This is a genomic window from Sutcliffiella tianshenii, assembly GCF_016908565.1.
GTDB lineage: Bacteria > Bacillota > Bacilli > Bacillales > Bacillaceae_I > Sutcliffiella_A > Sutcliffiella_A tianshenii.
Genome location: NZ_JAFBED010000018.1, coordinates 22,769 through 48,570, shown reverse-complemented (window position 1 = coordinate 48,570; position 25,802 = coordinate 22,769). Strand labels below are relative to the sequence as shown.

The 25,802-nt window shown below is 45.0% G+C and carries 26 protein-coding genes and 2 other annotated features; all 26 genes read left to right on the top strand.

Features of this window, described 5'->3' with window-relative positions; genetic code table 11:
* The first annotated feature begins 205 nt into the window (after positions 1 to 205).
* The 26 genes from JOC95_RS20860 to rpoB all read left to right on the top strand — a co-directional run bounded on the left by JOC95_RS20860 (position 206) and on the right by rpoB (position 25,793).
* The gene (locus JOC95_RS20860; protein WP_204420083.1) at positions 206 to 349 is read left to right on the top strand and encodes a hypothetical protein; all 144 of its coding nucleotides are present in this window, start codon (positions 206 to 208) and stop codon (positions 347 to 349) included.
* 1,044 nt (positions 350 to 1,393) lie between these two features.
* A complete protein-coding gene (locus JOC95_RS20855; protein ID WP_204420081.1) occupies positions 1,394 to 1,855 on the top strand; it encodes a CtsR family transcriptional regulator in 462 nt (153 codons plus the stop codon).
* Between the two features lie 13 nt (positions 1,856 to 1,868).
* On the top strand, positions 1,869 to 2,417 hold the full coding sequence (locus JOC95_RS20850) for a protein-arginine kinase activator protein McsA (protein WP_204420078.1): 549 nt from the start codon (positions 1,869 to 1,871) through the stop codon (positions 2,415 to 2,417).
* Positions 2,418 to 3,482, top strand: a complete 1,065-nt coding sequence (locus JOC95_RS20845) for a protein-arginine kinase McsB (RefSeq protein ID WP_204420075.1) — start codon at positions 2,418 to 2,420, stop codon at positions 3,480 to 3,482. It begins immediately after the preceding gene.
* A 22-nt stretch (positions 3,483 to 3,504) separates the two neighbouring features.
* Positions 3,505 to 5,943, top strand: a complete 2,439-nt coding sequence (gene clpC, locus JOC95_RS20840; RefSeq protein ID WP_204420073.1) for an ATP-dependent protease ATP-binding subunit ClpC — start codon at positions 3,505 to 3,507, stop codon at positions 5,941 to 5,943.
* A gap of 180 nt (positions 5,944 to 6,123) precedes the next feature.
* The gene (gene radA, locus JOC95_RS20835) at positions 6,124 to 7,500 is read left to right on the top strand and encodes a DNA repair protein RadA (protein ID WP_204420071.1); all 1,377 of its coding nucleotides are present in this window, start codon (positions 6,124 to 6,126) and stop codon (positions 7,498 to 7,500) included.
* A 2-nt stretch (positions 7,501 to 7,502) separates the two neighbouring features.
* Positions 7,503 to 8,576 (top strand): DNA integrity scanning diadenylate cyclase DisA, encoded by a 1,074-nt coding sequence (gene disA / locus JOC95_RS20830; protein WP_204420069.1) that lies wholly within the window; start codon positions 7,503 to 7,505, stop codon positions 8,574 to 8,576.
* A 123-nt stretch (positions 8,577 to 8,699) separates the two neighbouring features.
* Positions 8,700 to 9,791, top strand: coding sequence for a PIN/TRAM domain-containing protein (locus JOC95_RS20825; protein ID WP_204420067.1), 1,092 nt, complete (start codon positions 8,700 to 8,702; stop codon positions 9,789 to 9,791).
* Positions 9,792 to 9,904: 113 nt separating this feature from the next.
* Positions 9,905 to 10,594, top strand: a complete 690-nt coding sequence (gene ispD, locus JOC95_RS20820) for a 2-C-methyl-D-erythritol 4-phosphate cytidylyltransferase (RefSeq protein WP_204420065.1) — start codon at positions 9,905 to 9,907, stop codon at positions 10,592 to 10,594.
* Between the two features lie 22 nt (positions 10,595 to 10,616).
* Positions 10,617 to 11,093 carry a 2-C-methyl-D-erythritol 2,4-cyclodiphosphate synthase gene (gene ispF / locus JOC95_RS20815; protein WP_204420063.1) on the top strand — a complete coding sequence of 159 codons (477 nt, stop codon included), beginning with the start codon at positions 10,617 to 10,619 and terminating at the stop codon, positions 11,091 to 11,093.
* A gap of 99 nt (positions 11,094 to 11,192) precedes the next feature.
* Complete coding sequence (gltX, locus tag JOC95_RS20810; RefSeq protein ID WP_204420061.1) at positions 11,193 to 12,644, top strand: glutamate--tRNA ligase; 1,452 nt, start codon at positions 11,193 to 11,195, stop codon at positions 12,642 to 12,644.
* Positions 12,645 to 12,714: 70 nt separating this feature from the next.
* Positions 12,715 to 12,945: a binding site (T-box leader), on the top strand.
* Positions 12,946 to 12,993: 48 nt separating this feature from the next.
* Positions 12,994 to 13,659 (top strand): serine O-acetyltransferase, encoded by a 666-nt coding sequence (gene cysE, locus JOC95_RS20805; protein WP_204420059.1) that lies wholly within the window; start codon positions 12,994 to 12,996, stop codon positions 13,657 to 13,659.
* Entirely contained in the window at positions 13,640 to 15,046 is a 1,407-nt protein-coding gene (cysS, locus tag JOC95_RS20800) for a cysteine--tRNA ligase (RefSeq protein WP_204420057.1), read from the top strand. Before cysE ends, cysS begins: the two co-directional genes overlap by 20 nt.
* 7 nt (positions 15,047 to 15,053) lie before the next feature.
* Positions 15,054 to 15,464: a Mini-ribonuclease 3 gene (locus JOC95_RS20795; protein WP_204420055.1), complete on the top strand. Its 411-nt coding sequence runs from the start codon at positions 15,054 to 15,056 to the stop codon at positions 15,462 to 15,464.
* Between the two features lie 2 nt (positions 15,465 to 15,466).
* Entirely contained in the window at positions 15,467 to 16,210 is a 744-nt protein-coding gene (gene rlmB / locus JOC95_RS20790) for a 23S rRNA (guanosine(2251)-2'-O)-methyltransferase RlmB (protein ID WP_204420053.1), read from the top strand.
* 6 nt (positions 16,211 to 16,216) lie between these two features.
* Positions 16,217 to 16,726, top strand: coding sequence for an NYN domain-containing protein (locus JOC95_RS20785; protein WP_204420051.1), 510 nt, complete (start codon positions 16,217 to 16,219; stop codon positions 16,724 to 16,726).
* A 68-nt stretch (positions 16,727 to 16,794) separates the two neighbouring features.
* Positions 16,795 to 17,445 carry an RNA polymerase sporulation sigma factor SigH gene (gene sigH, locus JOC95_RS20780; protein WP_224841279.1) on the top strand — a complete coding sequence of 217 codons (651 nt, stop codon included), beginning with the start codon at positions 16,795 to 16,797 and terminating at the stop codon, positions 17,443 to 17,445.
* 91 nt (positions 17,446 to 17,536) lie between these two features.
* Positions 17,537 to 17,686 carry a 50S ribosomal protein L33 gene (gene rpmG, locus JOC95_RS20775; protein WP_204420049.1) on the top strand — a complete coding sequence of 50 codons (150 nt, stop codon included), beginning with the start codon at positions 17,537 to 17,539 and terminating at the stop codon, positions 17,684 to 17,686.
* A gap of 33 nt (positions 17,687 to 17,719) precedes the next feature.
* Positions 17,720 to 17,902: a preprotein translocase subunit SecE gene (gene secE / locus JOC95_RS20770; protein ID WP_204420047.1), complete on the top strand. Its 183-nt coding sequence runs from the start codon at positions 17,720 to 17,722 to the stop codon at positions 17,900 to 17,902.
* A gap of 223 nt (positions 17,903 to 18,125) precedes the next feature.
* Entirely contained in the window at positions 18,126 to 18,659 is a 534-nt protein-coding gene (gene nusG, locus JOC95_RS20765; RefSeq protein WP_204420045.1) for a transcription termination/antitermination protein NusG, read from the top strand.
* Between the two features lie 171 nt (positions 18,660 to 18,830).
* Positions 18,831 to 19,256, top strand: a complete 426-nt coding sequence (gene rplK / locus JOC95_RS20760) for a 50S ribosomal protein L11 (protein WP_141395235.1) — start codon at positions 18,831 to 18,833, stop codon at positions 19,254 to 19,256.
* Between the two features lie 115 nt (positions 19,257 to 19,371).
* The gene (gene rplA, locus JOC95_RS20755) at positions 19,372 to 20,076 is read left to right on the top strand and encodes a 50S ribosomal protein L1 (RefSeq protein WP_204420043.1); all 705 of its coding nucleotides are present in this window, start codon (positions 19,372 to 19,374) and stop codon (positions 20,074 to 20,076) included.
* 48 nt (positions 20,077 to 20,124) lie between these two features.
* Positions 20,125 to 20,273: a sequence feature (ribosomal protein L10 leader region), on the top strand.
* A gap of 42 nt (positions 20,274 to 20,315) precedes the next feature.
* Positions 20,316 to 20,816 (top strand): 50S ribosomal protein L10, encoded by a 501-nt coding sequence (rplJ, locus tag JOC95_RS20750; protein WP_204420041.1) that lies wholly within the window; start codon positions 20,316 to 20,318, stop codon positions 20,814 to 20,816.
* 65 nt (positions 20,817 to 20,881) lie between these two features.
* Complete coding sequence (gene rplL, locus JOC95_RS20745) at positions 20,882 to 21,241, top strand: 50S ribosomal protein L7/L12 (protein ID WP_204420039.1); 360 nt, start codon at positions 20,882 to 20,884, stop codon at positions 21,239 to 21,241.
* Positions 21,242 to 21,380: 139 nt separating this feature from the next.
* Positions 21,381 to 21,986 (top strand): class I SAM-dependent methyltransferase, encoded by a 606-nt coding sequence (locus JOC95_RS20740; protein WP_204420087.1) that lies wholly within the window; start codon positions 21,381 to 21,383, stop codon positions 21,984 to 21,986.
* 249 nt (positions 21,987 to 22,235) lie between these two features.
* Positions 22,236 to 25,793 carry a DNA-directed RNA polymerase subunit beta gene (gene rpoB, locus JOC95_RS20735; protein ID WP_204420038.1) on the top strand — a complete coding sequence of 1,186 codons (3,558 nt, stop codon included), beginning with the start codon at positions 22,236 to 22,238 and terminating at the stop codon, positions 25,791 to 25,793.
* Positions 25,794 to 25,802: the final 9 nt, after the last annotated feature.

The following is a 25,802-nucleotide window of genomic DNA, read 5'->3' as shown; positions in this document are numbered from 1 at the left end:
CTGTCCCCCTGTGAGAGTAGGACGTTGCCAGGCAAGTTTAGAGGAGAGATCAGCGCTTTGGGTGCTGGTCTTTTTTTGTGTTGGTTTGGGTTTGGATGGGGTGTTGTGTAGTGTTTGACATTGTATTTTTTGTTGTGGGGGGCGGTACTTATTAGTGCCAGGCCCCTCTTTTTTTGTTTTGGGGGAGAAAGAGGTTGGGTTGTGGATGGAGGGGCCTGGCACTAGCGAATGGTGGGAGGGTGAAGGAAGGATATGGCGTGTTTGGTACCGTGATAGCGGTGAAAAAGTGCGGGTGACTGTAAGGAAAGTGGGGATTCGTACCGTGATAACGGTAAAACAGCAGGCATGACGGTAAGAATAGGGGCTAATCGTGCCGCGATAATGGTGAAACAGCAGGAATGACGGTATGAAAGGGAGCTATTCGTACCGCGATAATGGTGAAACAGAAGGGATGACGGTAAGAAAAGGGGCTAATCGTGCCGCGATAGAGGTGAAACAGAAGGGATGACGGTAAGAAAGGGAGCGAATCGTACCGCGATAGAGGTGGATGACGGTAAGAAAGAGGAGCTGGCCTTTTTTGTGTTTTTTTTGGTTTGCAGCATCTTTAGATTTGCGTCCTTGGGGATGGTACTTATCAGTGCCAGGCCCCTCTTTTTTGTTTGGAGGAGAAAGAGGTTGGTTAGTGGGTGGAGGGGCCAGGCACTGGTGTTGTTGTGGGAGTTGTTTTTTGGTTCGCATCATTGGATTGGTGTAGTTAGGGGATGGTACTTATCAGTGCCAGGCCCCTCTTTTTTGTTTGGAGGAGAAATTGGTTGGTTAGTGGATGGAGGGGCCAGGCACTGGTGTTGTTGTGGGAGTTGTGTTTTGGTTCGCATCATTGGAGTTGCGTAGTTGTGGGATGGTACTTATCAGTGCCAGGCCCCTCTTTTTTGTTTGGAGGAGAAATTGGTTGGTTAGTGGATGGAGGGGCCAGGCACTGGTGTTGTTGTGGGAGTTGTGTTTTGGTTCGCATCATTGGAGTTGCGTAGTTGTGGGATGGTACTTATCAGTGCCAGGCCCCTCATTTTTGTTTGGAGGAGAAATTGGTTGGTTAGTGGGTGGAGGGGCCAGGCACTGGTGCGTTGTGAAACGTTGATTTTACTTGAGCCACCCCCGTGCCCGGCACACCACATTACACAATACCCACCCCCACCAAATCAACATTTAGCTCAGGCAGAACAACTCCTCTAGTACACACTTATCCAATTCTCTGAACAAATTTGACCAATTGATGTTTACATCGTGCCCAAAAGTGGAATTCTGTTGTTGTGAGAGATATTTATTGAAATTTTTTTGGTGGTCTTATATATTTTAATTATAGTCAAAGATAGTCAAGGTCAGATGGGGGGATAGCATGAGGAACATATCTGATGTCATTGAACAATATTTAAAGCAGGTTTTAGAGCGAAGCAGGGAAAATTCTGCGGAGATAAAACGGAGTGAGATTGCTGATAAGTTTGAATGTGTACCTTCTCAGATTAATTATGTGATAAATACTAGATTTACAATTGAACGTGGATATCTGGTGGAGAGTAAGCGCGGTGGTGGGGGATATATACGGATCATCAAGATAAAGACCCATGATCAACTGCATCTTATTGACCAGATAATTGAAATGATAGATGTGCGAGTTTCGCAGTCGAGTGCAGAGGATGTGATCTTCCGATTGGTGGAGGAGAAGGTGCTTTCTGCACGGGAGGCGAAGATAATGGTTAGTGTGATGGATCGTTCTGTTATCTATTTAGGGTTACCTGAGAGAGATGAGCTGCGGGCAAGAATGCTAAAAGCAATGCTTACTACTCTTAAGTACCGTTAAGGGGGAAAACACGATGGTGTGTCAGGAATGTAAGGAGCGACCTGCAACGTTGCATGTAACGAAAGTGATCAATGGTGAGAAATCGGAGGTCCATATCTGTGAGCAGTGTGCACAGGAAAAGGGAAATATGTCGATGTTCACCGGCGGATCGGGGTTTTCTTTAAACAATCTGATTGCTGGATTGCTAAATTCAGAGCAGGTGATTTCGAACAAAAAGCCGGAGGAGTTCAAGGAGAACAAGGTTCTGCAATGTGAACGATGCAAGATGACATTCGCGCAGTTCACCAAGATTGGGCGGTTTGGCTGTTCGGAATGCTATCGCACCTTTGAGGATAAGATGCAGCCGATACTGAAGAGGTTCCATAGTGGCAATACAATGCATGCAGGGAAGATTCCAAAGCGGATAGGCGGAAGCATGCATGTCAGAAAAGAGATAGATACATTAAAAGAAGAATTAAAAGAACTCATCTTACAGGAAGAGTTCGAAAGCGCAGCGAATATAAGAGATAAGATCAGAGAGTTGGAAAAGAAATTAAGTGATAAAAGAGGGGAGGAGCAATAAATGTCTCTTGAACACTTTTTAAATAATGAAGTAAGTTCCTGGATGAAGCAGGAGGGCCCCGCATCAGATATTGTGCTTAGTAGCAGGGTGAGGCTGGCCAGGAATCTTGAGGAAATGCGGTTTCCTACTGTTTCCAGCAACGAGGAAGCAAAGGAAATCGTCGAAACGATGAGAACGCATTTTTCCGAGCGGACCTTTCAGGAGCTCGGTGAGTTGGAGTTTCTTGTGATGGAGGATCTTAATGCGCTTCAGAAAAGGGTGCTGGTGGAGAAGCATCTGATCAGTCCCCAGCTTGCGGAACATTCGACGTATGGTGCATGTTTGCTATCACAGAATGAAGAAGTGAGCATTATGATAAATGAAGAGGACCATATTCGCATTCAATGCCTTTTTCCAGGACTGCAGTTGACTGAAGCATTACAGCTGGCCAATGGGCTCGATGATTGGCTGGAGGAAAAGATAGACTATGCGTTTGATGAGAAGCGGGGGTACTTGACCAGCTGTCCGACCAATGTTGGTACAGGGATGAGGGCTTCAGTGATGATGCACTTGCCGGCACTGGTCATGACTCAGCAAATGAACCGGATTATTCCGGCGATCAACCAATTGGGTTTGGTTGTTAGAGGGATTTACGGGGAAGGCAGCGAAGCTTTAGGAAACATTTTTCAAATTTCCAATCAACTTACACTGGGAAAATCGGAAGAGGATATTGTAAATGATCTGCTCAGTGTGGTGCAGCAACTAATTGCACAGGAGAGGTCGGCAAGGGAAGCATTAGTTAAAACTTCCAACATACAATTAGAAGACAGAGTTTTTCGTTCCTATGGCATATTGGCTCATAGCCGGGTGATGGAAACGAAGGAAGCGGCAAAATGCTTATCAGATGTACGACTTGGCATTGATTTGGGTTATATCGAAAATATATCGAGATCCATCTTGAATGAATTGATGATTTTGACGCAGCCAGGCTTTTTGCAGCAGTATGCTGGAGGTCCATTAAGACCAGATGAACGGGATATTCGTAGAGCGAGCTTAATTAGGGAAAGACTTCGATTAAATATTTAAATTACTCGGGAGGCGATTATATATGATGTTCGGTCGATTTACAGAGAGAGCACAAAAAGTACTTGCATTAGCACAAGAAGAGGCACTTCGTTTAAGCCATAATAATATTGGAACTGAGCATATCCTGTTGGGTCTTGTAAGAGAGGGCGAGGGAATTGCCGCAAAAGCGTTGATTGCGCTTGGACTTGGTCCTGAGAAAATCCAAAAAGAAGTGGAGAATTTGATTGGACGTGGACAAGATAGCGGACAATCCATTCCGCACTACACACCACGCGCGAAGAAAGTTATCGAACTTTCCATGGATGAAGCCCGTAAGCTTGGACATTCCTACGTCGGGACAGAGCATATCCTGCTTGGATTGATCCGAGAGGGCGAGGGAGTGGCGGCACGCGTGCTGAACAATCTTGGTGTCAGCTTGAACAAGGCCCGCCAGCAGGTGCTTCAGCTTCTTGGCAGCAATGAGTCTTCGGGAGGCCATCAGGGTGGGTCGTCACAGAATGTGAACACACCTACACTTGATAGTCTTGCACGTGACCTTACAGCTGTTGCAAGAGAAGGCAGCCTGGATCCGGTAATCGGAAGAAGCAAGGAAATCCAGCGTGTGATTGAAGTACTTAGCAGAAGAACAAAAAATAATCCGGTCCTGATTGGTGAGCCAGGGGTAGGTAAGACGGCTATTGCAGAAGGCCTCGCACAACAGATTGTCAATAATGAGGTGCCGGAGATCCTCCGTGATAAGCGTGTAATGACCCTTGATATGGGAACAGTGGTAGCTGGTACAAAGTATCGTGGTGAGTTTGAGGATCGCCTGAAAAAGGTGATGGATGAGATCCGCCAGGCAGGCAACATCATCCTGTTCATCGATGAGCTTCATACGTTGATTGGGGCAGGAGGGGCGGAAGGTGCCATTGATGCATCAAACATTTTGAAACCATCCCTTGCACGTGGAGAGCTTCAATGTATCGGTGCCACTACCTTGGATGAGTATCGTAAATATATCGAAAAGGATGCCGCGCTTGAAAGACGCTTCCAGCCTATCCAGGTGGATGAGCCAACAGCGCTTGAGTCCATTCAAATTCTGACAGGGCTTCGTGACCGCTATGAGGCGCATCACCGTGTATCCATCACGGATGAAGCGATTGAGCAGGCGGTAAAGCTATCAGATCGTTATATTTCGGACCGCTTCCTGCCGGATAAGGCGATTGACCTTATCGATGAGGCTGGCTCAAAAGTGAGATTGCGCTCCTTCACTACACCTCCTAATCTAAAGGAACTGGAAGTGAAGCTAGAATCCGTCCGCAACGAAAAGGATGCAGCTGTTCAAAGTCAGGAATTTGAAAAGGCGGCGTCCCTGCGTGATACAGAGCAGCGCTTGCGCGAGCAGCTTGAGGATACGAAGAAAACGTGGAAGGAAAAGCAGGGTCAGGAAAATTCAGAGGTGACAGTCGAGGACATTGCCATGGTCGTGTCCAGCTGGACGGGAATTCCGGTATCCAAGCTTGCCCAGACGGAAACAGATAAATTATTGAATATGGAACAGTTGCTTCACTCCCGTGTCATCGGCCAGGATGAAGCGGTGAAGGCAGTATCCAAAGCGGTGCGCCGTGCCCGCGCCGGATTGAAAGATCCGAAACGTCCAATCGGCTCCTTCATCTTCCTCGGCCCTACTGGGGTAGGTAAAACGGAACTTGCAAGAGCGTTGGCAGAGTCCATTTTCGGCGATGAGGATGCGATGATCCGCATCGATATGTCCGAGTATATGGAGAAGCACTCCACTTCCCGTCTTGTAGGCTCTCCTCCTGGATATGTGGGATATGATGAAGGTGGACAATTGACAGAGAAAGTCCGACGCAAGCCATATTCCGTCATTCTATTGGATGAAATAGAAAAAGCGCATCCGGATGTGTTCAACATTCTCCTGCAGGTGCTTGAGGATGGGCGTTTAACGGATTCAAAAGGACGTACGGTGGATTTCCGCAATACACTTGTGATCATGACATCCAACGTGGGAGCGGACGCATTAAAGCGCAACAAGTATGTTGGATTCAATGTACAGGATGATAATCAGAACTATAAGGACATGAAAGGGAAAGTGATGGATGAACTGAAAAAAGCGTTCCGTCCGGAGTTCCTGAACCGTGTCGATGAGATGATTGTCTTCCATTCCCTAGAAAAGACGCACCTGAAGGAAATTGTGACACTTCTGTCCGATCAGTTGACAAAGCGTCTGAAGGAACAGGATATCGAGCTGGAATTGACCGATGCGACGAAGGAGAAGATCGCCGAGGAGGGGTACGATCCGGAATACGGGGCAAGACCTTTGCGCCGGGCTATCCAGAAGCATGTGGAAGATAAGCTGTCCGAAGAGCTATTGAAAGGGAATATCGAAAAAGGCAAGAAGATTGTCATGGATGTGGTAGATGGAGAGTTTGTAGTCCGTGACGTGGAAATAGTAAAATAAAGAAGATGTCCTTGGTTTTCCAAGACCAAAATCATAGTGGAGGTAGGCCCTTATTTTCAGGGCTTTGCCTCCTTTCTTGTATATGCAGATTTTACGGCTTAAAATTGGCTTGTACGATAGGAAATAAGGTATCATAAAAAGAGGAAAACAATGGTATTTTAACATAGAGAGGATTTTTTCATGGCAAAACGGAAGACGAAATTCATTTGTCAGGAGTGCGGTTACGAATCTGCCAAATGGATGGGGAAATGTCCTGGATGTGGAACATGGAATAAAATGACCGAGGAAATGGAAGAATCCAAAACTCCAAGAAGAGGCGGTTTTACAACTTCCTCCCCGACACTTGTGAGAAAAGCGGAATCCATTACAAAGGTGGAAACGATAAAGGAAGCACGGATCCAAACTGATATGGCTGAATGCAATCGTGTACTCGGCGGTGGGTTGGTACAAGGCTCACTCGTCCTGATCGGTGGAGATCCGGGTATCGGGAAGAGCACACTCCTGCTGCAGGTATGCTGTCAGCTTGCCGTGAAAAAGCATCGTGTGCTCTATATTTCCGGAGAGGAATCTGTACAGCAGACGAAGCTCAGGGCGGACCGTCTGGGTGTGCAGGCAGATGAGCTGTTTGTATTATCGGAGACCGATTTTGAGCTGATCGGAAAGGCGATAGATGACGTCCAGCCGACCCTTCTTGTCATAGATTCCATTCAAACGGTCTATCACCCGGCAGTCACCTCTGCACCAGGCAGTGTATCTCAGGTCAGGGAATGTACGGCAGAGCTTATGAGGATTGCCAAAACGAAGAATATTGCGGTATTCATAGTAGGGCATGTAACGAAGGAAGGCTCTATTGCCGGACCTCGTTTGTTGGAGCATATGGTAGATACTGTGTTATATTTTGAGGGAGAGCGTCATCATACATATCGTATACTGCGATCTGTTAAAAATAGATTTGGTTCTACAAATGAAATTGGCATTTTTGAAATGAAGGAGGAGGGGTTGGAGGAAGTAAAGAACCCTTCTGAAATATTTCTGGAAGAGCGCTCCAAAGGGGCTGCAGGCTCTACTGTTGTAGCTTCGATGGAAGGTACACGCCCGGTGCTGGTGGAGATACAAGCCCTGATCTCCCCGACTGGATACGGAAATCCGAGAAGGATGGCCACTGGGATCGATCATAATCGTGTGTCACTGATCATGGCCGTATTGGAAAAAAGGGTAGGTCTACTTCTGCAAAATCAGGATGCTTATTTGAAGGTTGCCGGTGGCGTGAAGCTGGACGAACCGGCCATCGATTTGGCTGTTGCCGTCAGTATTGCGTCAAGTTTCCGCAACCAGGCATCAGAGCCTACGGATGTGGTGATAGGGGAAGTCGGACTGACCGGGGAAATCAGGCGGGTCTCCCGAATTGAACAAAGGGTGCAGGAGGCTGCAAAGCTTGGGTTTAAGCGTGTCATTATACCTTCCAAGAACCTTGGCGGGTGGACTGTTCCAAAAGAGGTCAATGTAATCGGCGTTGCCACCATTGACCAAGCGCTGCAATATGTACTAGGAGGATAGGGATGGAGGAACTACGTCTGAACGAAAAAATGATGGCGGATACGTTGCAATTTATCGCACCGGGTACACCGATCAGGGAAGGGATCAACAACATTCTCAGATCGCAGACAGGTGGTTTGGTGGTAGTCGGATTTAATGACAAAGTGAAAGACATGGTGGACGGAGGTTTCTCCATCAACTGTCCATTCAGCCCTGCCTATGTATATGAGTTGGCAAAAATGGATGGAGCCATTATATTAAATGAAAAAGGCACAAAGATCTTATACGCCAATGCACAGCTGACGCCAAACCCGACCATCATCTCCACGGAGACCGGGATGCGCCATAGAACGGCGGAGCGGGTGGCAAAGCAAACAGGCTGTCTTGTTGTTGCGATCTCACAAAGAAGGAATGTGATCACCTTGTATAAGGGTGATTTCCGGTACGCGCTGCGTGACATTGGCGTTATTTTCACAAAGGCGAATCAAGCCATCCAAACGCTGGAAAAATACAAGTCTGTCCTGGATCAGGGCATCACAAATCTTGGGGCACTCGAATTTGAGGAACAGGTTTCTTTATCGGAGCTGCTGCAGGTGATTCACCGGATCGAAATGGTGCTTCGCATCAAGAATGAGATTATCAGTTATATCAATGAGCTTGGAACTGAGGGAAGACTTATCCGGTTGCAGATGACCGAGCTTCTGGCGCATATAGAGGAAGAAGCGATTCTCTTGATTAAAGACTATTGTGTGGACAAAGACCGGGATGCATTTGTCATTTTGAAAAAACTGCAGGAGCTTGCCAATACAGATCTGCTGGATGATACCGTCATTTTGAAGATGCTCGGATATTCGGGCTTCATCAATCCGGATGACTTCGTGCTTCCGAGAGGATACCGTATCCTGCATAAGATTCCTAGGCTTCCGCCGCTTGTTATCGAAAACTTGATATGCAGATTCAAAAATATGAAACAAATCCTGATGGCAACCGTAGAAGAGTTGGATGAAGTGGATGGGATCGGGGAAGTGAGGGCCAGGAAAATAAAAGAAGGCCTTAAACGGATCCAGGATCAGCTTTTGATCGATCGTCAAATCTAGGCTGGACAACGGTGACAGGTTGTTTGCAATTACGTGTCAAATTTCTAACAAATGTAAAATTAAGCGCGTTTGGACGTTTTATTTAGAAGAAACTGTTTATAATGAATAAAGGGAGGTGAGGCAATGTTAAGGCGCATGGTTCAATTATTTTTTGTCATCCTTGGTGGGACATTGGGGATTTTCTTTATCCCGGAACTATTTTCCCTTTTAAACATAGGAGATATTCCTTTTCTTACAAAGCCTTATACTGTTGCGATACTAGGAGCAATCATATTTTATATCCTTACTTTTTGGTTAGTGGATTATGTGGTCGGAATTATCAAGTGGATAGAGGAGTCGCTCGTAAAAGCGCCGGTCACAGACGTGCTGTTTGGCAGCTTGGGTCTCATCTTTGGCTTGATTGTCGCCTACTTGGCCGTTATTCCATTGGAGCGGATCCCGTTCGTAAGCGTGATATTCCCGATCTTCATCACTATTTTATTGGGATATCTCGGGTTTCAGGTAGGATTCAAAAAACGTGACGAGCTTGTAAATCTATTTTCGATCTCTAGCAAATTCGGAAAGAAAAAAGCTAGTGATGAAGATGAGTTGGATCTTTCGTCCAAAAAGCTGAAAATCTTGGATACAAGTGTCATCATCGATGGAAGAGTGGCAGATATCTGTCAAACGGGGTTTCTTGAGGGGACCATTGTCATTCCGCGATTTGTCCTGGAGGAGCTGCAGCATATCGCAGATTCATCCGATGTCCTGAAAAGAAATCGTGGTAGACGCGGACTCGATATACTTAATCGGATCCAAAAAGAGCTGGCAATAAAAGTAGAGATCTATGAGGGTAACTTCGAAGATATTCAGGAAGTGGACTCAAAGCTTGTAAAACTGGCTAAACTCACTTCCGGTGTGGTCGTGACCAATGATTTCAATTTAAACAAAGTATGTGAGCTTCAGAGTGTGGAAGTATTGAATATCAATGACCTCGCTAATGCCGTAAAACCTGTTGTTCTTCCTGGTGAAGAGCTGACTGTCCAAGTGATCAAGGACGGGAAAGAGCATAATCAAGGGGTTGCCTATCTTGATGACGGTACGATGATCGTGGTGGAAGAAGGCCGTGATTATATCGGCAAGCATATCGAAGTCCTTGTCACAAGTGTACTTCAGACGTCTGCCGGGCGAATGATATTTGCCAAGCCCAAACAGCTTGAGCGTGCAGCACTATAATATGCGGATGGAGCAGGACACACCCATCCAACTATATGAAAAAACTACCCTCTCAAGCATTGCTAAGAGGGTAGAAGTTATTTTAGCATAGATATAATACGGGAGAGTTTAAGATGACATACGAAGTGATGGTTCTGGCTGCCGGTCAGGGGAAAAGGATGAAGGCAGGCAAGAACAAGCAGTTTATCGAGCTTGAAGGGAAGCCGGTCATTATCCATACGTTGACAGTGTTTGAGAATGACCCTATGTGTAAAGAAATCAAACTTGTCATCAATGAAAAAGAGGTCCCGCTTTTTGAAGCGCTATTGGAATCCTACGGGATATCCAAGGTAAGCGAAATGGTGCCCGGGGGCAAGGAGCGGCAGGATAGCGTCTACAATGGATTGCTTCGCATGGAAAATGCGGAAATTGTACTTGTACATGATGGGGCAAGGCCGTTTATCAGACAAGAGGTGATTCACCGCTTGGTGGAAAAGGCGAAGCGGGATGGAGCGGCCATCGTAGGGGTGCCGGTAAAGGATACGATAAAGAAGGTGAATGCTGACCTGCTGATCGAGGAGACGGTCGAGCGCGCCGCATTATGGATGATCCAGACGCCACAAGCCTTTCAATATTCCATTCTCCAAAAGGCCCATCTGCAGGCAAAGGAAGAACAATACATGGGGACGGATGAATCAAGCCTTGTAGAGCGGATCGGCATGCCCGTGCACATGGTCGAGGGTGATTATGAAAATATCAAATTGACCACTCCGGAAGATTTGATTGTTGCAGAAGCTATATTAAAAAAACAAAAGGCAGAATAGCCTCGTATAAAGGAGAAACCAAATGTTTCGAATAGGACAAGGATTTGATGTACATCAATTTGCAGAAGGAAGACCGCTGATACTGGGTGGAATCACGATCCCATACGAAAAGGGGCTGCTAGGTCACTCTGATGCGGATGTGCTTTTGCATACCATTTCAGATGCGTGCCTCGGTGCTGTGGGGGAAGGGGACATCGGCAAGCATTTCCCGGATACGGATCCCGCCTTTAAAAATGCAGATTCTGCAGTGTTAATGCAGCAGGTATGGGAGATAGTAAAAGAAAAAGGCTATACACTCGGGAATGTGGACTGTACGATCATTGCACAAAAACCGAAAATGGCCCCGCATATCGAAACGATGCGTGCAAGAATCGCGCAATTACTCGAAGCCGATATAGAGCAGGTGAATGTGAAAGCCACCACCACCGAAAAACTCGGATTCACCGGAAGAGAAGAAGGCATTGCAGCCCAGGCCGCTGTTTTATTAATAAAGAAATAGAGGCTTTCCCTTTACTTTTATGGTAGAATAATGCTTGGATTTTGAAAATACCCCCGTCAGAAGCCCGGCGGCTGACGGAAAAATGGAGGTAACCTCACTATGACAGTTCGCGTACGCTATGCCCCAAGTCCAACAGGGCACTTACATATAGGAAATGCACGTACCGCATTATTCAATTATCTTTTCGCCCGCAGCCAGAATGGGCAATTTATCATCCGTATAGAAGATACCGATAAAAAGCGCAACATTGAAGGCGGAGAAGAAAGCCAGCTGAAATATCTTAAATGGCTTGGCATGCAATGGGATGAGAGCGTGGATGTTGGTGGGGAATATGGGCCATACCGCCAATCCGAGCGCAATGACCTTTATGAAAAATATTATACAGAGCTTCTTGAGAAGGGGCTTGCCTATAAATGCTATTGTACGGAAGAAGAGCTTGAAGCGGAAAGGGAAGGTCAGATTGCACGCGGGGAAATGCCGCGTTACTCCGGCCAGCATCGCAACCTGACAGCCCAGGAGCAGCAGGCTTTTGAAGACGAAGGAAGAAAGCCGAGCATCCGTTTCCTTGTCCCTCAAGGAGAAGTGATCAAATTCAATGACATGGTTAAAGGTGAAGTATCCTTTGAAACAGATGGGATCGGTGACTTCGTTATTGTGAAAAAAGACGGCACGCCGACTTACAACTTTGCAGTCGCGGTGGATGACCACCTGATGAAGATTTCCCATGTGCTACGTGGTGATGATCATATTTCCAATACACCAAAGCAAATCATGATTTTCAACGCATTGGGCTGGGATGTTCCTGCATTCGGCCATATGACGTTGATCGTGAATGAAAGCCGCAAGAAACTGAGTAAGCGTGATGAGTCCATCATCCAGTTCATCGAGCAGTATGAGGAGCTTGGATATCTGCCGCAAACCTTGTTCAATTTCATTGCATTGCTCGGCTGGTCGCCGGTTGGGGAAGAAGAGATTTATTCCAAGGATGAGTTGACAGAGATCTTTGATGCTTCCCGCCTTTCCAAGTCTCCTGCAGTGTTCGATACACAGAAATTGGCATGGATGAACAACCAGTACATGAAGAAATTGGACCTGGATACTGTAGTGGGTATTTCCCTGCCTCACCTTGTGAAAGCTGGACGTTTCAGTGAAAACATGACGGAAGAAGAGAGAGAGTGGGCCAAAGAGCTGATTTCCCTGTATCAGGAGCAACTGAGCTTTGGAGCGGAAATCGTGGAATTAACAGAGATCTTCTTTAAAACCCATATTGAGTATGACGAAGAAGCGCAGGCTGTACTTGATGAAGAGCAGGTACCACAAGTGGTGACGGCATTCCGTGAGGAGCTGTTGGCATTGGAGGATTTCTCTGCTGAATCCATCCAAGCTTCCATCAAAGCGGTACAAAAAGCGACAGGCCAAAAAGGGAAAAAGCTGTTCATGCCAATCCGTGTGGCAACAACAGGGCAGACTCATGGCCGCGACTTGCCACAAACGATCCATCTGTTGGGCAAGGAAACAGTTATTGCCCGTTTGGAGAAGCTAATTAATTAACATTTTCAAGAAAACATAATATGATAGAACTATCTTAAATATTGTAGGCTATATATCAGGCTGAAAAATCATTTGAATGTAGATGAGGAGAGTAGAAGAAACTCCATCCGTTCCAGAGAGAATCGTCCCCGGCTGAAAACGATTCATGTGATGAATTCTTTGAAGTGCACCTCGGAGTCTATTGCTGAAAGGCTTCATGCTTACTAAGCGATAGCGGCTGCCTCCCGTTACGAGGAAGAGTGGGGATTGTGTATTTGTGCATCCCTAAACAGAGTGGAACCGCGCCATCAGCGTCTCTGTGTCTTTTGACACAGAGACTTTTTTTATATAAAGAAAGGAGGAAAGATGAATGCTACGAACATTGAAAGAGGATATAGATGTCATTTTCGAACAGGATCCTGCAGCAAGGAATTATTTTGAAGTCATTTTAACCTATTCAGGCCTGCATGCCATTTGGTCCCACCGATTGGCACATGCCTTTTTCCGGAAGAAACTGTTCTTCATTGCAAGATTGATTTCCCAGATCAGCCGCTTCTTTACAGGAATCGAGATCCATCCCGGAGCCAAGATAGGACGCCGTTTTTTCATTGACCACGGGATGGGTGTCGTAATCGGTGAAACCTGTGAAATCGGCAATAACGTAACCGTCTTCCAAGGTGTCACCCTGGGAGGAACGGGGAAAGAAAAAGGCAAAAGACACCCTACGATCCTCGATAATGCCCTTATTGCAGCAGGAGCAAAGGTACTAGGTTCCATCACTGTTGGGGAGAATTCTAAAGTAGGGGCAGGTTCGGTCGTACTGAAGGATGTTCCCAATAATTCCACGGTCGTAGGGATTCCGGGGAAGATTGTCATTCAGGATGGGGTAAGGATAAAGAAGGATTTCAATCACCAGAACATGCCTGACCCGACCGGAGACCGTTTCATCGCATTGGAAAAACAGATTGTCGAATTGCAGAAAGAGCTGCAACTTTTAAAAGAGAGGAAGAAAACAGATGACGATTCATCTTTATAATACCTTGACCCGCCAGAAGGAGAAATTCACCCCGCTTGAAGAGGGAAAGGTGAAAATGTATGTGTGCGGGCCTACTGTCTATAATTATATTCATATAGGTAATGCGAGACCGCCGATTGTGTTCGATACAGTAAGAAGATACCTTGAATACCGCGGATATGAAGTGAACTATGTATCCAATTTCACCGATGTCGATGACAAACTGATCAAAGCGGCGAATGAACTCGGCGAGGATGTGCCGACTATTGCGGAGCGTTTTATTGCAGCCTATCATGAGGATGTTTCCGCTTTGGGATGCAAGCAGGCAACCGTACACCCGCGCGTGACGGAAAATATGGATATAATCATTGAGTTCATCGAAGCATTGATTGAAAAGGGCTTTGCCTATGAGTCCGGCGGGGATGTGTATTACAGGACGCGGGAATTCAAGGAGTACGGAAAGCTTTCCCATCAGCCGATCGAGGACCTGCAGCTAGGTACCCGCATCGAAGTTGGGGAAAAGAAACAGGATGCTCTGGACTTTGTTCTTTGGAAAGCGGCAAAGGAAGGGGAAATCTTCTGGGAAAGCCCTTGGGGGAAAGGGCGTCCGGGATGGCATATCGAATGCTCTGCCATGGCGCGCAAGTATCTTGGCGATACGATTGATATCCATGCAGGCGGACAGGACCTTTCCTTCCCGCATCATGAAAACGAGATCGCCCAAACCGAGGCGCTTACAGGCAAGACGTTTGCGAAATACTGGCTGCATAATGGGTATATTAATATCGATAATGAGAAAATGTCTAAGTCACTCGGCAACTTTATCCTTGTGCATGACATCATAAAAAAGCATGATCCACAGCTGATCCGTTTCTTCATGCTTTCCGTTCATTATCGTCATCCGATCAACTATAATGATGAACTATTGGAAAGCACGAAAAACGGTCTGGAGAGAATCAGGACCGCCTACTCCAACCTGAAGCACCGCATGGACAGCAGTGCCAACCTGACGGAGGAGAGCGACGACAATCAATGGTTTGAGAAGGTGGATGCATTGAAGAAGGAGTTCATCTCGGTGATGGACGACGATTTCAATACAGCCAATGCCATTTCCGTCCTGTTTGATTTGGCGAAACAGGCAAACCTTTATGTGAGTGAAAAGAATACATCTGTCAAAGTGCTTCAGGCATTCATCACCCAGTTTGAAGAGCTGTTCGGTGTGCTGGGTGTAGCGCTGACAGAAGAAGCGGAATTGCTGGACGAAGAAATAGAAGCATTGATACAAAAGCGGATAGATGCAAGGAAGAACCGCGATTTTGCAACTTCAGATCAAATAAGGGATGAATTGAAAGAAAGAAATATCATCTTGGAGGATACGGCACAAGGTACGAGATGGAAAAGAGGGTAACACATACATGAGCACCAACAATGTAGATGCAAAGCAACTAAATAGCCTTGCCCTTGCTTATATGGGTGATGCGGTATATGAGACTTATATCCGTCATCACCTCCTGAAGCTCGGGAAAATAAGACCCAATCAGCTACATCGGACAGCAACTAGCTATGTGTCTGCCAAAGCGCAGGCACGCTTGCTGCACAAGTTGGCCGAAGCGGGATTTTTCACGGAGGAAGAGGAGGCGGTGATCAGGCGGGGACGCAATGCGAAGTCAGGTTCGGTACCGCGAAATACGGATGTTCAAACCTACCGCTACTCCACTGCCTTTGAGGCATTGATCGGATTTTTATACTTATCGGGGGCAACAGACAGAATGGAACAAGTCATCGGAGATTGCATTGGAATCGTAGATGAAGAAAGAGGTGAGTGAGGATGTCAAAAGAATTTATCATCGGAAGAAACCCTGTTTTAGAGGCATTGAAATCTAAACGGGAAATCAATAAGCTCTGGATAGCCGAAGGATCACAAAAAGGATCCATGCAACAGATCATCGACCTTGCAAAAGAAGCGAATGTACTGGTGCAATTTGTACCAAAAAAGAAAATCGACCAAATGGCAGAAGGAAACCATCAAGGTGTGGTGGCATCTGTTGCCGCATATGACTACGCGGAACTTGACGACCTTTTTCTCTTGGCGGAAAAAAGAAAGGAAACACCATTCTTTCTGATTTTGGATGAAATAGAAGATCCTCATAATCTGGGGTCGATCATGAGGACGGCAGATGCAGTAGGGGCACATGGCATCATCATTCCGAAGCGGCGTGCGGTAGGATTGACTGCAACGGTAGCAAAAGCTTCAACAGGCGCCATTGAGCATGTTCCGGTGGTCCGGGTCACCAACCTGGCTCGCACGGTGGACGAGCTCAAGGAAAAGGGATTATGGATTTTCGGTACAGATGCAAAAGGAACCGTAGATTACCGGAACATGGACGGGACCTTGCCGACTGGATTGATCATCGGGAGTGAAGGAAAAGGGATGGCAAGGCTGCTAAAGGATAAATGCGACTTCCTCATTTCCTTGCCGATGGTAGGAAAGGTCACTTCCCTGAACGCATCTGTGGCAGCAAGTCTTTTAATGTATGAGGTATACCGCAAACGACAGCCGGCAGGAGTATAACTAGCAATGGATATCTTGCTAGTTGATGGTTACAACATTATCGGCGCGTGGCCGGAGCTGAGGAAACTGAAGGATCAGGATCTTGCTCTGGCACGTGATATCCTTGTTTCAAAAATGGCGGAATACCAGGCTTATACCGGCTATCGGGTGATGGTGGTCTTTGATGCCCACCTATCCCAAGGCATTGAAACGAAATATAAAAACCATCGCGTGGAAGTCATCTATACTAGGGAAAATGAAACCGCAGACGAACGGATCGAGAAATTGGCAATCAGCCTCAGCGATATTCGCACACAGATCCATGTAGCAACGTCCGATTTCACCGAGCAGTGGGCGATATTCGGGCAGGGAGCGCTGAGAAAATCGGCACGCGAACTGCTGAATGAAACCAATGCCATTGAGAATCGGATAAAAAAGAAAGTAACAAATTTTACCAACGAAAAACCCTCAAAACGCATTGAATTAAACACTGAACTTTCAGCAATTTTCGAAAAATGGCGCAGAGGGCAGCGATGAGTGGTTGACGGTCAATTTAAGCCTACTGTATAATATTTCTATCTACTGTTTCGGTCGGAGGGATAGGTGTGATAGTGAGCGACCCAAGAAAAACTAGCAGGGTATTGGAATTAATGGAAGACGAGCAGGTAGTCGAACACGTGCATATGGGTGATAGTGAAGCGCTGGACTATTTAATCAACAAGTATAAAAACTTTGTAAGGGCGAAGGCTAGATCCTACTTTCTCATTGGTGCAGATCGCGAAGATATTGTGCAGGAAGGAATGATAGGTCTCTACAAGGCAATACGCGACTTCAGAGAGGACAAGCTTACCTCCTTCAAGGCGTTTGCCGAACTTTGTATTACCAGGCAGATCATTACAGCGATCAAGACAGCAACGAGACAAAAGCATATTCCACTTAATTCATACGTTTCACTGGACAAGCCTATATATGATGAGGAATCAGATCGTACGTTAATGGATGTGATCTCAGGGGCAAAGGTGATGGACCCTGAAGAACTGATCATTAACCAAGAGGAATTTGATGATATAGAAGTCAAAATGGCAGAGCTTTTGAGTGACCTAGAACGAAAGGTGCTTGTTCTCTATCTGGACGGAAGATCCTATCAGGAAATTTCAGAAGATTTAAACCGGCATGTGAAGTCGATCGATAATGCTCTGCAGCGGGTGAAAAGAAAGCTTGAGAGATACCTAGAATTAAGGGAGATTACGCTTTAATAAGTATCCGGCTCCATTTTGGTACCGTTGACATCCATGTTACAGGTATGTTACATTTTTATGGACATCTATGTATGTGGTGGTGTACTCAATGCAGAGTAAATTGGTGCTTGCCTGCGCGCAATGTGGTTCTAGGAACTACTCTACTGTAAAAGGGAACGCGCAAAGTGGCGAGCGTTTGGAAATAAAGAAGTTTTGTAAGGTTTGCAATGCTCATACCGTTCATCGGGAAACAAAATAGATAATAGTATTTATGGGGTTGGAGGTTACATGGATGCAACGTTTAACTAACTTCTTTCGTGGTGTGAACCGTGAAATGAAAAAGGTCAGTTGGCCTAAACGTAAGGAATTAACTCGCTATACAATCACAGTAGTAACTACCGTTGTTTTCGCAGCAGTGTTCTTCTATGTTGTAGATCTAGGGATTTCCGAGCTTATTCGTCTAGTAATACGATAAATTTCGCACTTATTCCTTTTACACTTGAATAAGTCATGTTATATCATGGTATAATGTGATTAATACTGTTTACAAAAAAACCCGTCCAACGGGTTTTTTCATTTGGAGAAAAATAGGTAGCTAGTAAGCCTATCTTTTATGATTAGTTGGCAGCAATGCAAATAAGAATCAATCAACAAAAAATAAAGATTAATGGGGAGGGACGGACAGTTAGTCCTATTACATGGAAAAAAGCTGGTACGTCGTTCATACTTATTCCGGTTACGAGAATAAAGTAAAAGCGAACTTAGAAAAAAGAGTAGAGTCTATGGGAATGCAAGACAAGATCTTCCGTGTCGTTGTTCCCGAAGAGGAAGAAACAGATATCAAGAACGGCAAGAAAAAAGTAACCAAGAAGAAAGTATTCCCAGGATACGTGCTTGTGGAAATCGTCATGACAGATGATTCCTGGTATGTAGTGCGTAACACACCTGGTGTAACCGGATTTGTAGGTTCAAGCGGATCAGGATCAAAACCTACCCCTCTATTGGATGATGAAATCCAATTCATCCTCAAGAGAATGGGCATGGCGGAGAAAATGGTCGAAGTGGATTTCGAAATGAAAGAAACGGTACGTGTAAAAGAAGGTCCTTTCGCAAACTTCACCGGACACATCACTGAGATGGATAAAGATAAGCACAAAGTGAAAGTCCTTGTTAATATGTTCGGCCGTGAAACCCCTGTGGAGCTTGACTTTACACAGATCGAAAAATTATAATGTAAAAAAACTTGAAATAATTTCGTAAAAGTGATATTATTTCAAAGGTCAGTATGTCTCTGAAAAGAGACTATCAATAAAAAAATATTCTTTATCTAATATATAAAGAATGAGTTGAGTGGGAGGGAGCAATCCCAGATACCACATCACGGACTTAAGGAGGTGTGTCTCGTGGCTAAAAAAGTAATCAAAATGGTAAAGCTACAAATTCCAGCAGCGAAAGCTAACCCAGCACCACCGGTTGGACCAGCACTAGGTCAAGCAGGTGTTAACATCATGGGTTTCTGTAAGGAGTTCAACGCTCGTACAGCGGACCAAGCTGGTCTAATTATCCCTGTTGAAATTACGGTTTTTGAAGACCGTTCATTTACATTTATTACGAAAACTCCACCTGCTGCAGTATTGCTTAAAGTAGCAGCTGGTATCCAGTCTGGTTCTGGTGAACCAAACCGTAATAAAGTTGCAACAGTTAAGCGTGACAAAGTACGCGAGATTGCGGAAACGAAAATGCCAGACCTTAACGCTGCCAGTGTAGAAGCTGCAATGCGCATGGTTGAAGGTACTGCTCGTAGCATGGGTATCGTCATCGAAGACTAATCCATCGCTATTGATTTAACTGCTGTTCGGGGTTGCGGATTCGGTCTATTGCCAATTCGCAACCTTTATTCGTGGGAGGTTATTCCGCTAAAACCACATAAGGAGGACATTTAAAATGGCTAAAAGAGGTAAAAAGTACATCGAAGCTGCGAAACTTGTAGACCGTCAAACGGCTTACTCTGTTAACGAAGCTATCGAATTAGTTAAGAAAACAAACACTGCGAAGTTCGACGCTACTGTGGAAGTTGCATTCCGCCTTGGAGTTGACCCTCGTAAAAACGACCAACAAATCCGTGGAGCAGTAGTTCTTCCTCACGGAACTGGTAAAACTCAAAAGGTTCTAGTATTTGCTAAAGGCGAGAAAGCGAAAGAAGCGGAAGCTGCTGGAGCTGACTACGTTGGAGATGCAGATATGATCCAAAAGATCAGCCAAGGTTGGTTCGACTTTGATGTAATCGTTGCTACTCCAGACATGATGGGTGAAGTTGGTAAGCTTGGTCGCGTATTGGGACCTAAAGGTTTAATGCCAAACCCTAAAACTGGTACTGTAACATTCGACGTAACGAAAGCTGTTAACGAAATCAAAGCTGGTAAAGTAGAATACCGCCTTGATAAATCCGGTAACATCCACGTTCCAATCGGTAAGATCTCTTTCGAAGATATCAAACTTGTTGAGAACTTCGGTACGATCTTCGAAACATTACAAAAAGCTAAACCAGCTGCTGCTAAAGGTACATTCATGAAGAACGTTGCCGTTACTTCAACAATGGGCCCTGGCGTAAAAGTTGATACTTCTACTGTTGTAGCTGTAAAAAACTAACATATTGACATAAGTTAACTACACGGTTATAATAATCGTTGTGTTTATAAAATGATATTGTTTGTACCGTAGACAGTAGGTGCTCGAATATGAGCTTAATTCCCTACCGAGGTGTAGATTTTACGATAAAAGGCTTTATGCTTTTTTAAACTAAAATTTCTGCCTCCATGTTACGTGGAGGCATTCTTTATGTACACCGGTCGGTATAAGTAGTAACCAACTATATAGGAGGTGTAACGATGAGCAAAGCAGTTGAAATCAAGAAGGAAATTGTTGGAGAAATCGCCGATAAGTTCAAAGGTTCCGTTTCTACAATCGTAGTTGACTACCGTGGACTTAACGTATCCGAAGTAACTGAACTTCGTAAACAACTTCGTGAAGCAGGTGTTGAGTTCAAGGTTTACAAAAACTCTTTAACTCGCCGCGCGGCTGAAGCAGCTGAACTAGCTGGACTAAACGACGCACTTACAGGACCTAACGCGATTGCGTTCTCTACTGAAGATGTTGTGGCTCCTGCTAAAATTTTGAATGACTTCGCTAAAAAGCATGAAGCATTGGAAATCAAAGCTGGTGTAATCGAAGGAAATGTAGCGACTGTGGAACAAGTGAAAGCTCTTGCTGAACTTCCATCCCGCGAAGGTCTACTTTCTATGTTGCTTAGCGTCCTTCAAGCTCCGATCCGTAACTTCGCTCTTGTTACAAAAGCAGTTGCAGAGCAAAAAGAAGAGCAAGGCGCTTAATATTCATCTAGCAAGTTAAGTAAGAAAAACAATAAAACCTATAATATTTAAGGAGGAAATTAACAATGACACACGAACAAATCATTGAAGCGGTTAAGAATATGACTGTTTTAGAATTAAACGACCTAGTAAAAGCAATCGAAGAAGAATTTGGTGTAACTGCTGCTGCTCCTGTAGCTGCTGCTGGTGTAGCTACTGAAGCTGCTGCTGAGCAAACTGAATTCGACGTAGTACTAGCTAGCGCTGGTGGACAAAAAATCAAGGTTATCAAAGTAGTTCGCGAACTTACTGGTCTTGGTTTGAAAGAAGCGAAAGAACTAGTTGACAACGCTCCTAAAGCTCTTAAAGAAGGCGTTGCTAAAGAAGAAGCTGAAGAAATCAAAGCTAAACTTGAAGAAGTTGGAGCTTCTGTAGAAGTTAAGTAATTACAGGCTCTTAGAAAGCTCGCTACCCGTTAGCGAGCTTTTTTTAAACTATCGATTCACCACAAAAAGATAGATAGTTTAGTTACTGTTTTTTTCAAACGTATTATTTGCATCAAAACTTGGAGTAAGGAGAATGACTATGGCTGCAGATCATTATTATACTAGTAAACCCTCCGTGGAAAGCAACAGACAACATTGGGATTTCGAGCTGAAAGGCCATAAGCTCATCTTTACTACGGATGCTGGTGTCTTTTCAAAAAAAGAAGTGGACTTCGGATCTAGAGTCCTGATCGAAGCTTTTGCGGAACCCGGAATTCCAGGGGATATCCTGGATGTCGGCTGCGGATATGGCCCGATCGGCCTTTCGCTTGCCAAGGCTTTTCCCGAAAGACGAGTAGATATGATAGATATCAATGAGAGAGCTGTGGAGTTGGCGAAAATCAATGCCGACAGAAACAGAATCGAAAATGTTAACATCTTTTCAAGTGATATATTTGAAAAGGTGACTTCGACAAAGTACGCGGCAATCCTTTCCAATCCGCCGATACGTGCGGGAAAAAAAGTGGTGCATGAAATCCTGGAGAAATCATTCAAGCATTTGGCCGTTGGTGGCGAACTGTGGATCGTGATCCAGAAAAAGCAAGGTGCGCCATCGGCAATGGAGAAGCTGGAGTCACTATTTGAAGAAGTTGACGTGGTTGTGAAGAAAAAAGGCTACTATATTATTAGATCAAAAAAAGGTTGACGTCACTTTTTTGTTGTGGTAGCATTGTTTAATGCCAATATGTATTTTTCTGAGCAATAATAATTTTATGTCAATCACATGTATAAAATTAGTACGCTTGGAAAAGATAGTAAAATCAATAGAGCGAATGTAAAAAAATGTGGTTTTCTGTATTGAAACCATTTTTCTTTTTTAACACGGTAGTTTTATGCTGTGTTGAAAAATTTTTTTGTTTGGCTTTAATAACGCTTGATACGAGGGGTGAATGAGTTGACAGGTCAACTAGTTCAATATGGACGACACCGCCAACGCAGAAGTTATGCTCGCATTAGTGAAGTATTAGAATTACCAAATCTAATAGAAATTCAAACCTCTTCTTATCAATGGTTCCTTGATGAGGGTTTGAGAGAAATGTTTCATGATATTTCTCCTATTGAGGACTTCACTGGAAATCTATCGTTAGAATTCATCGACTATAGCTTAGGGGAACCTAAATATTCCGTTGAAGAATCAAAGGAAAGAGATGTTACATACTCAGCTCCTTTACGTGTGAAGGTTCGTCTCATTAACAAAGAAACTGGTGAAGTAAAAGACCAGGATGTATTTATGGGTGATTTTCCGTTAATGACGGATACAGGAACATTCGTTATTAATGGAGCAGAACGTGTTATTGTATCTCAGTTAGTACGTTCTCCAAGTGTGTATTATAGCGGAAAAGTAGATAAAAATGGTAAAAAAGGCTTTTCGGCTACTGTTATTCCAAACCGTGGTGCATGGTTAGAGTATGAAACAGATGCAAAAGATGTTGTATATGTTCGTATTGATCGTACTCGTAAACTACCAGTAACGGTTCTTTTGCGTGCGCTTGGATTCGGATCCGACCAGGAGATCATTGATCTTCTAGGTGAAAACGAGTACCTCCGCAATACTTTAGATAAGGATAACACAGAAAGTACCGAAAAGGCATTACTAGAAATATACGAGCGTCTACGCCCTGGTGAACCGCCAACGGTCGAGAACGCAAAAAGCTTATTGGAATCTAGATTCTTCGATCCTAAACGCTATGATTTAGCAAGTGTTGGAAGATACAAGATTAATAAAAAGCTTCATATCAAGAACAGACTTTTCAACCAGCGTATTGCTGAAACGCTAGTGGACCCTGAAACAGGGGAAATTATCGTGGAAAAAGGTACACTGTTGGATCGCAGAACCCTGGACCGTATTTTGCCTAACCTTGAAGATGGCATCGGACTGACTTCTTTCCACCCGCATGCGGGAGTAGTGGAAGAAGAGGTTGCTATGCAATCCATTAAGATATATGCACCTAATGATGCAGAAGGCGAGAAGGAAATCCTGGTATTGGGCAATGGTTTCATCGAAGAGAAGGTGAAGCATATCGCACCTGCGGATATCATTTCTTCCATCAGTTATTTCTTCAACCTTTTACATGGTGTAGGCGATACAGACGATATCGATCACCTTGGTAACCGTCGTTTGCGTTCTGTTGGAGAGCTTCTTCAAAACCAGTTCCGCATCGGTTTATCCAGAATGGAGCGTGTAGTCCGTGAAAGAATGTCCATCCAGGACACTAACACGATCACGCCTCAACAATTGATCAATATCCGTCCGGTTATCGCATCGATCAAAGAGTTCTTTGGTAGCTCACAGCTTTCTCAGTTCATGGATCAAACGAATCCATTGGCAGAGTTAACACATAAACGTAGATTATCCGCGCTTGGACCTGGTGGATTGACGCGTGAGCGCGCCGGCTTTGAAGTGCGTGACGTTCACTATTCCCACTATGGACGTATGTGTCCGATCGAGACCCCAGAGGGACCAAACATCGGATTGATCAACTCCCTTTCTTCTTTTGCAAAAGTAAACAAGTTTGGATTCATTGAAACTCCATACCGCAGGGTCGACCCTGAAAGTGGAAGAGTGACAAACCAGATTGATTACTTGACGGCGGATGAAGAGGACAACTATGTAGTTGCCCAAGCGAATGCCCGTTTAGGGGAAGATGGAACATTCCTTGATCAGAATGTTGTTGCCCGTTTCCGCGGAGAGAACACCGTTGTAATCAGCGAAAGAATCGACTATATGGATGTATCTCCTAAACAGGTTGTTTCCGCTGCGACAGCGTGTATTCCTTTCTTGGAAAACGATGACTCCAACCGTGCGCTTATGGGAGCGAACATGCAACGTCAAGCTGTACCATTGATGCAACCGGAATCACCGATTGTCGGTACAGGTATGGAACACGTATCTGCAAGAGATTCAGGGGCGGCAGTCATCTGTAAGCACCCAGGTGTCGTAGAACGCGTTGAAGCACGTGAAGTATGGGTTCGCCGCATGGAAGAAGTAGATGGGCAGCAGGTTAAAGGGAATCTTGATAAGTACAGAATGCAAAAATTCATTCGTTCCAACCAAGGTACTTGCTATAACCAACGTCCAATCGTCTCTGTTGGCGATCAAGTAACAAAAGGTGAAATCCTTGCTGATGGTCCTTCCATGGAAAAAGGCGAGCTAGCGCTTGGCCGTAACGTAATGGTTGGATTCATGACATGGGATGGATATAACTATGAGGATGCGATCATCATGAGTGAGCGTCTGGTTAAAGATGATGTATACACTTCCATTCATATTGAAGAATATGAATCAGAAGCGCGTGATACAAAGCTTGGGCCGGAAGAAATCACTCGCGATATTCCAAACGTAGGGGAAGAAGCCCTGAAGAACTTGGATGATCGCGGAATCATCAGAGTCGGTGCCGAAGTGAAGGATGGCGACCTTCTTGTAGGAAAAGTAACGCCTAAAGGTGTAACGGAACTTACAGCGGAAGAGCGTCTATTGCACGCGATCTTCGGAGAGAAAGCAAGAGAAGTGCGTGATACATCACTGAGAGTCCCTCATGGTGGTGGCGGAATCGTACTTGATGTTAAAGTCTTCAACCGTGAAGACGGAGATGAACTGCCTCCAGGCGTAAACCAGCTTGTTCGTGCTTACATCGTTCAGAAGCGTAAAATTTCTGAAGGTGATAAAATGGCCGGACGACATGGTAACAAAGGGGTAATCTCCCGTATCTTACCGGAAGAAGATATGCCTTACCTGCCAGATGGCACACCAATCGACATCATGTTGAATCCACTAGGGGTTCCTTCCCGTATGAATATCGGTCAGGTATTGGAGCTTCACTTGGGTATGGCAGCGAGAACACTTGGTATCCACGTTGCTTCCGCCGTATTTGATGGCGCGCGTGAAGAAGATGTTTGGAGCACTTTAGAAGAAGCTGGCATGGCAAGAGATGCAAAAACTGTCCTTTATGACGGAAGAACCGGTGAACCGTTTGATAACCGTGTGTCTGTCGGGATCATGTATATGATCAAACTTGCCCACATGGTTGACGATAAATTGCATGCCCGTTCAACTGGACCTTACTCTCTAGTTACACAGCAGCCACTTGGCGGTAAAGCGCAATTTGGTGGACAGCGTTTCGGGGAGATGGAAGTTTGGGCACTTGAGGCGTATGGCGCTGCTTATACACTTCAAGAAATCTTGACTGTAAAATCGGATGACGTGGTAGGACGTGTGAAAACGTACGAAGCGATTGTAAAAGGTGAAAATGTTCCTGAACCTGGCGTTCCTGAATCTTTCAAAGTACTTATCAAAGAACTTCAAAGTTTGGGTATGGATGTCAAAATCCTGTCCGGCGATGAAAAAGAGATTGAAATGAGAGATATGGAAGATGAAGAAGAGCAATCTTCCGAAGGAATTTCTTTAGATTCAGAGCAAGTAGAAGAAGTAAAAGAAACTGTCGCTAAAGACTAATGACCAACA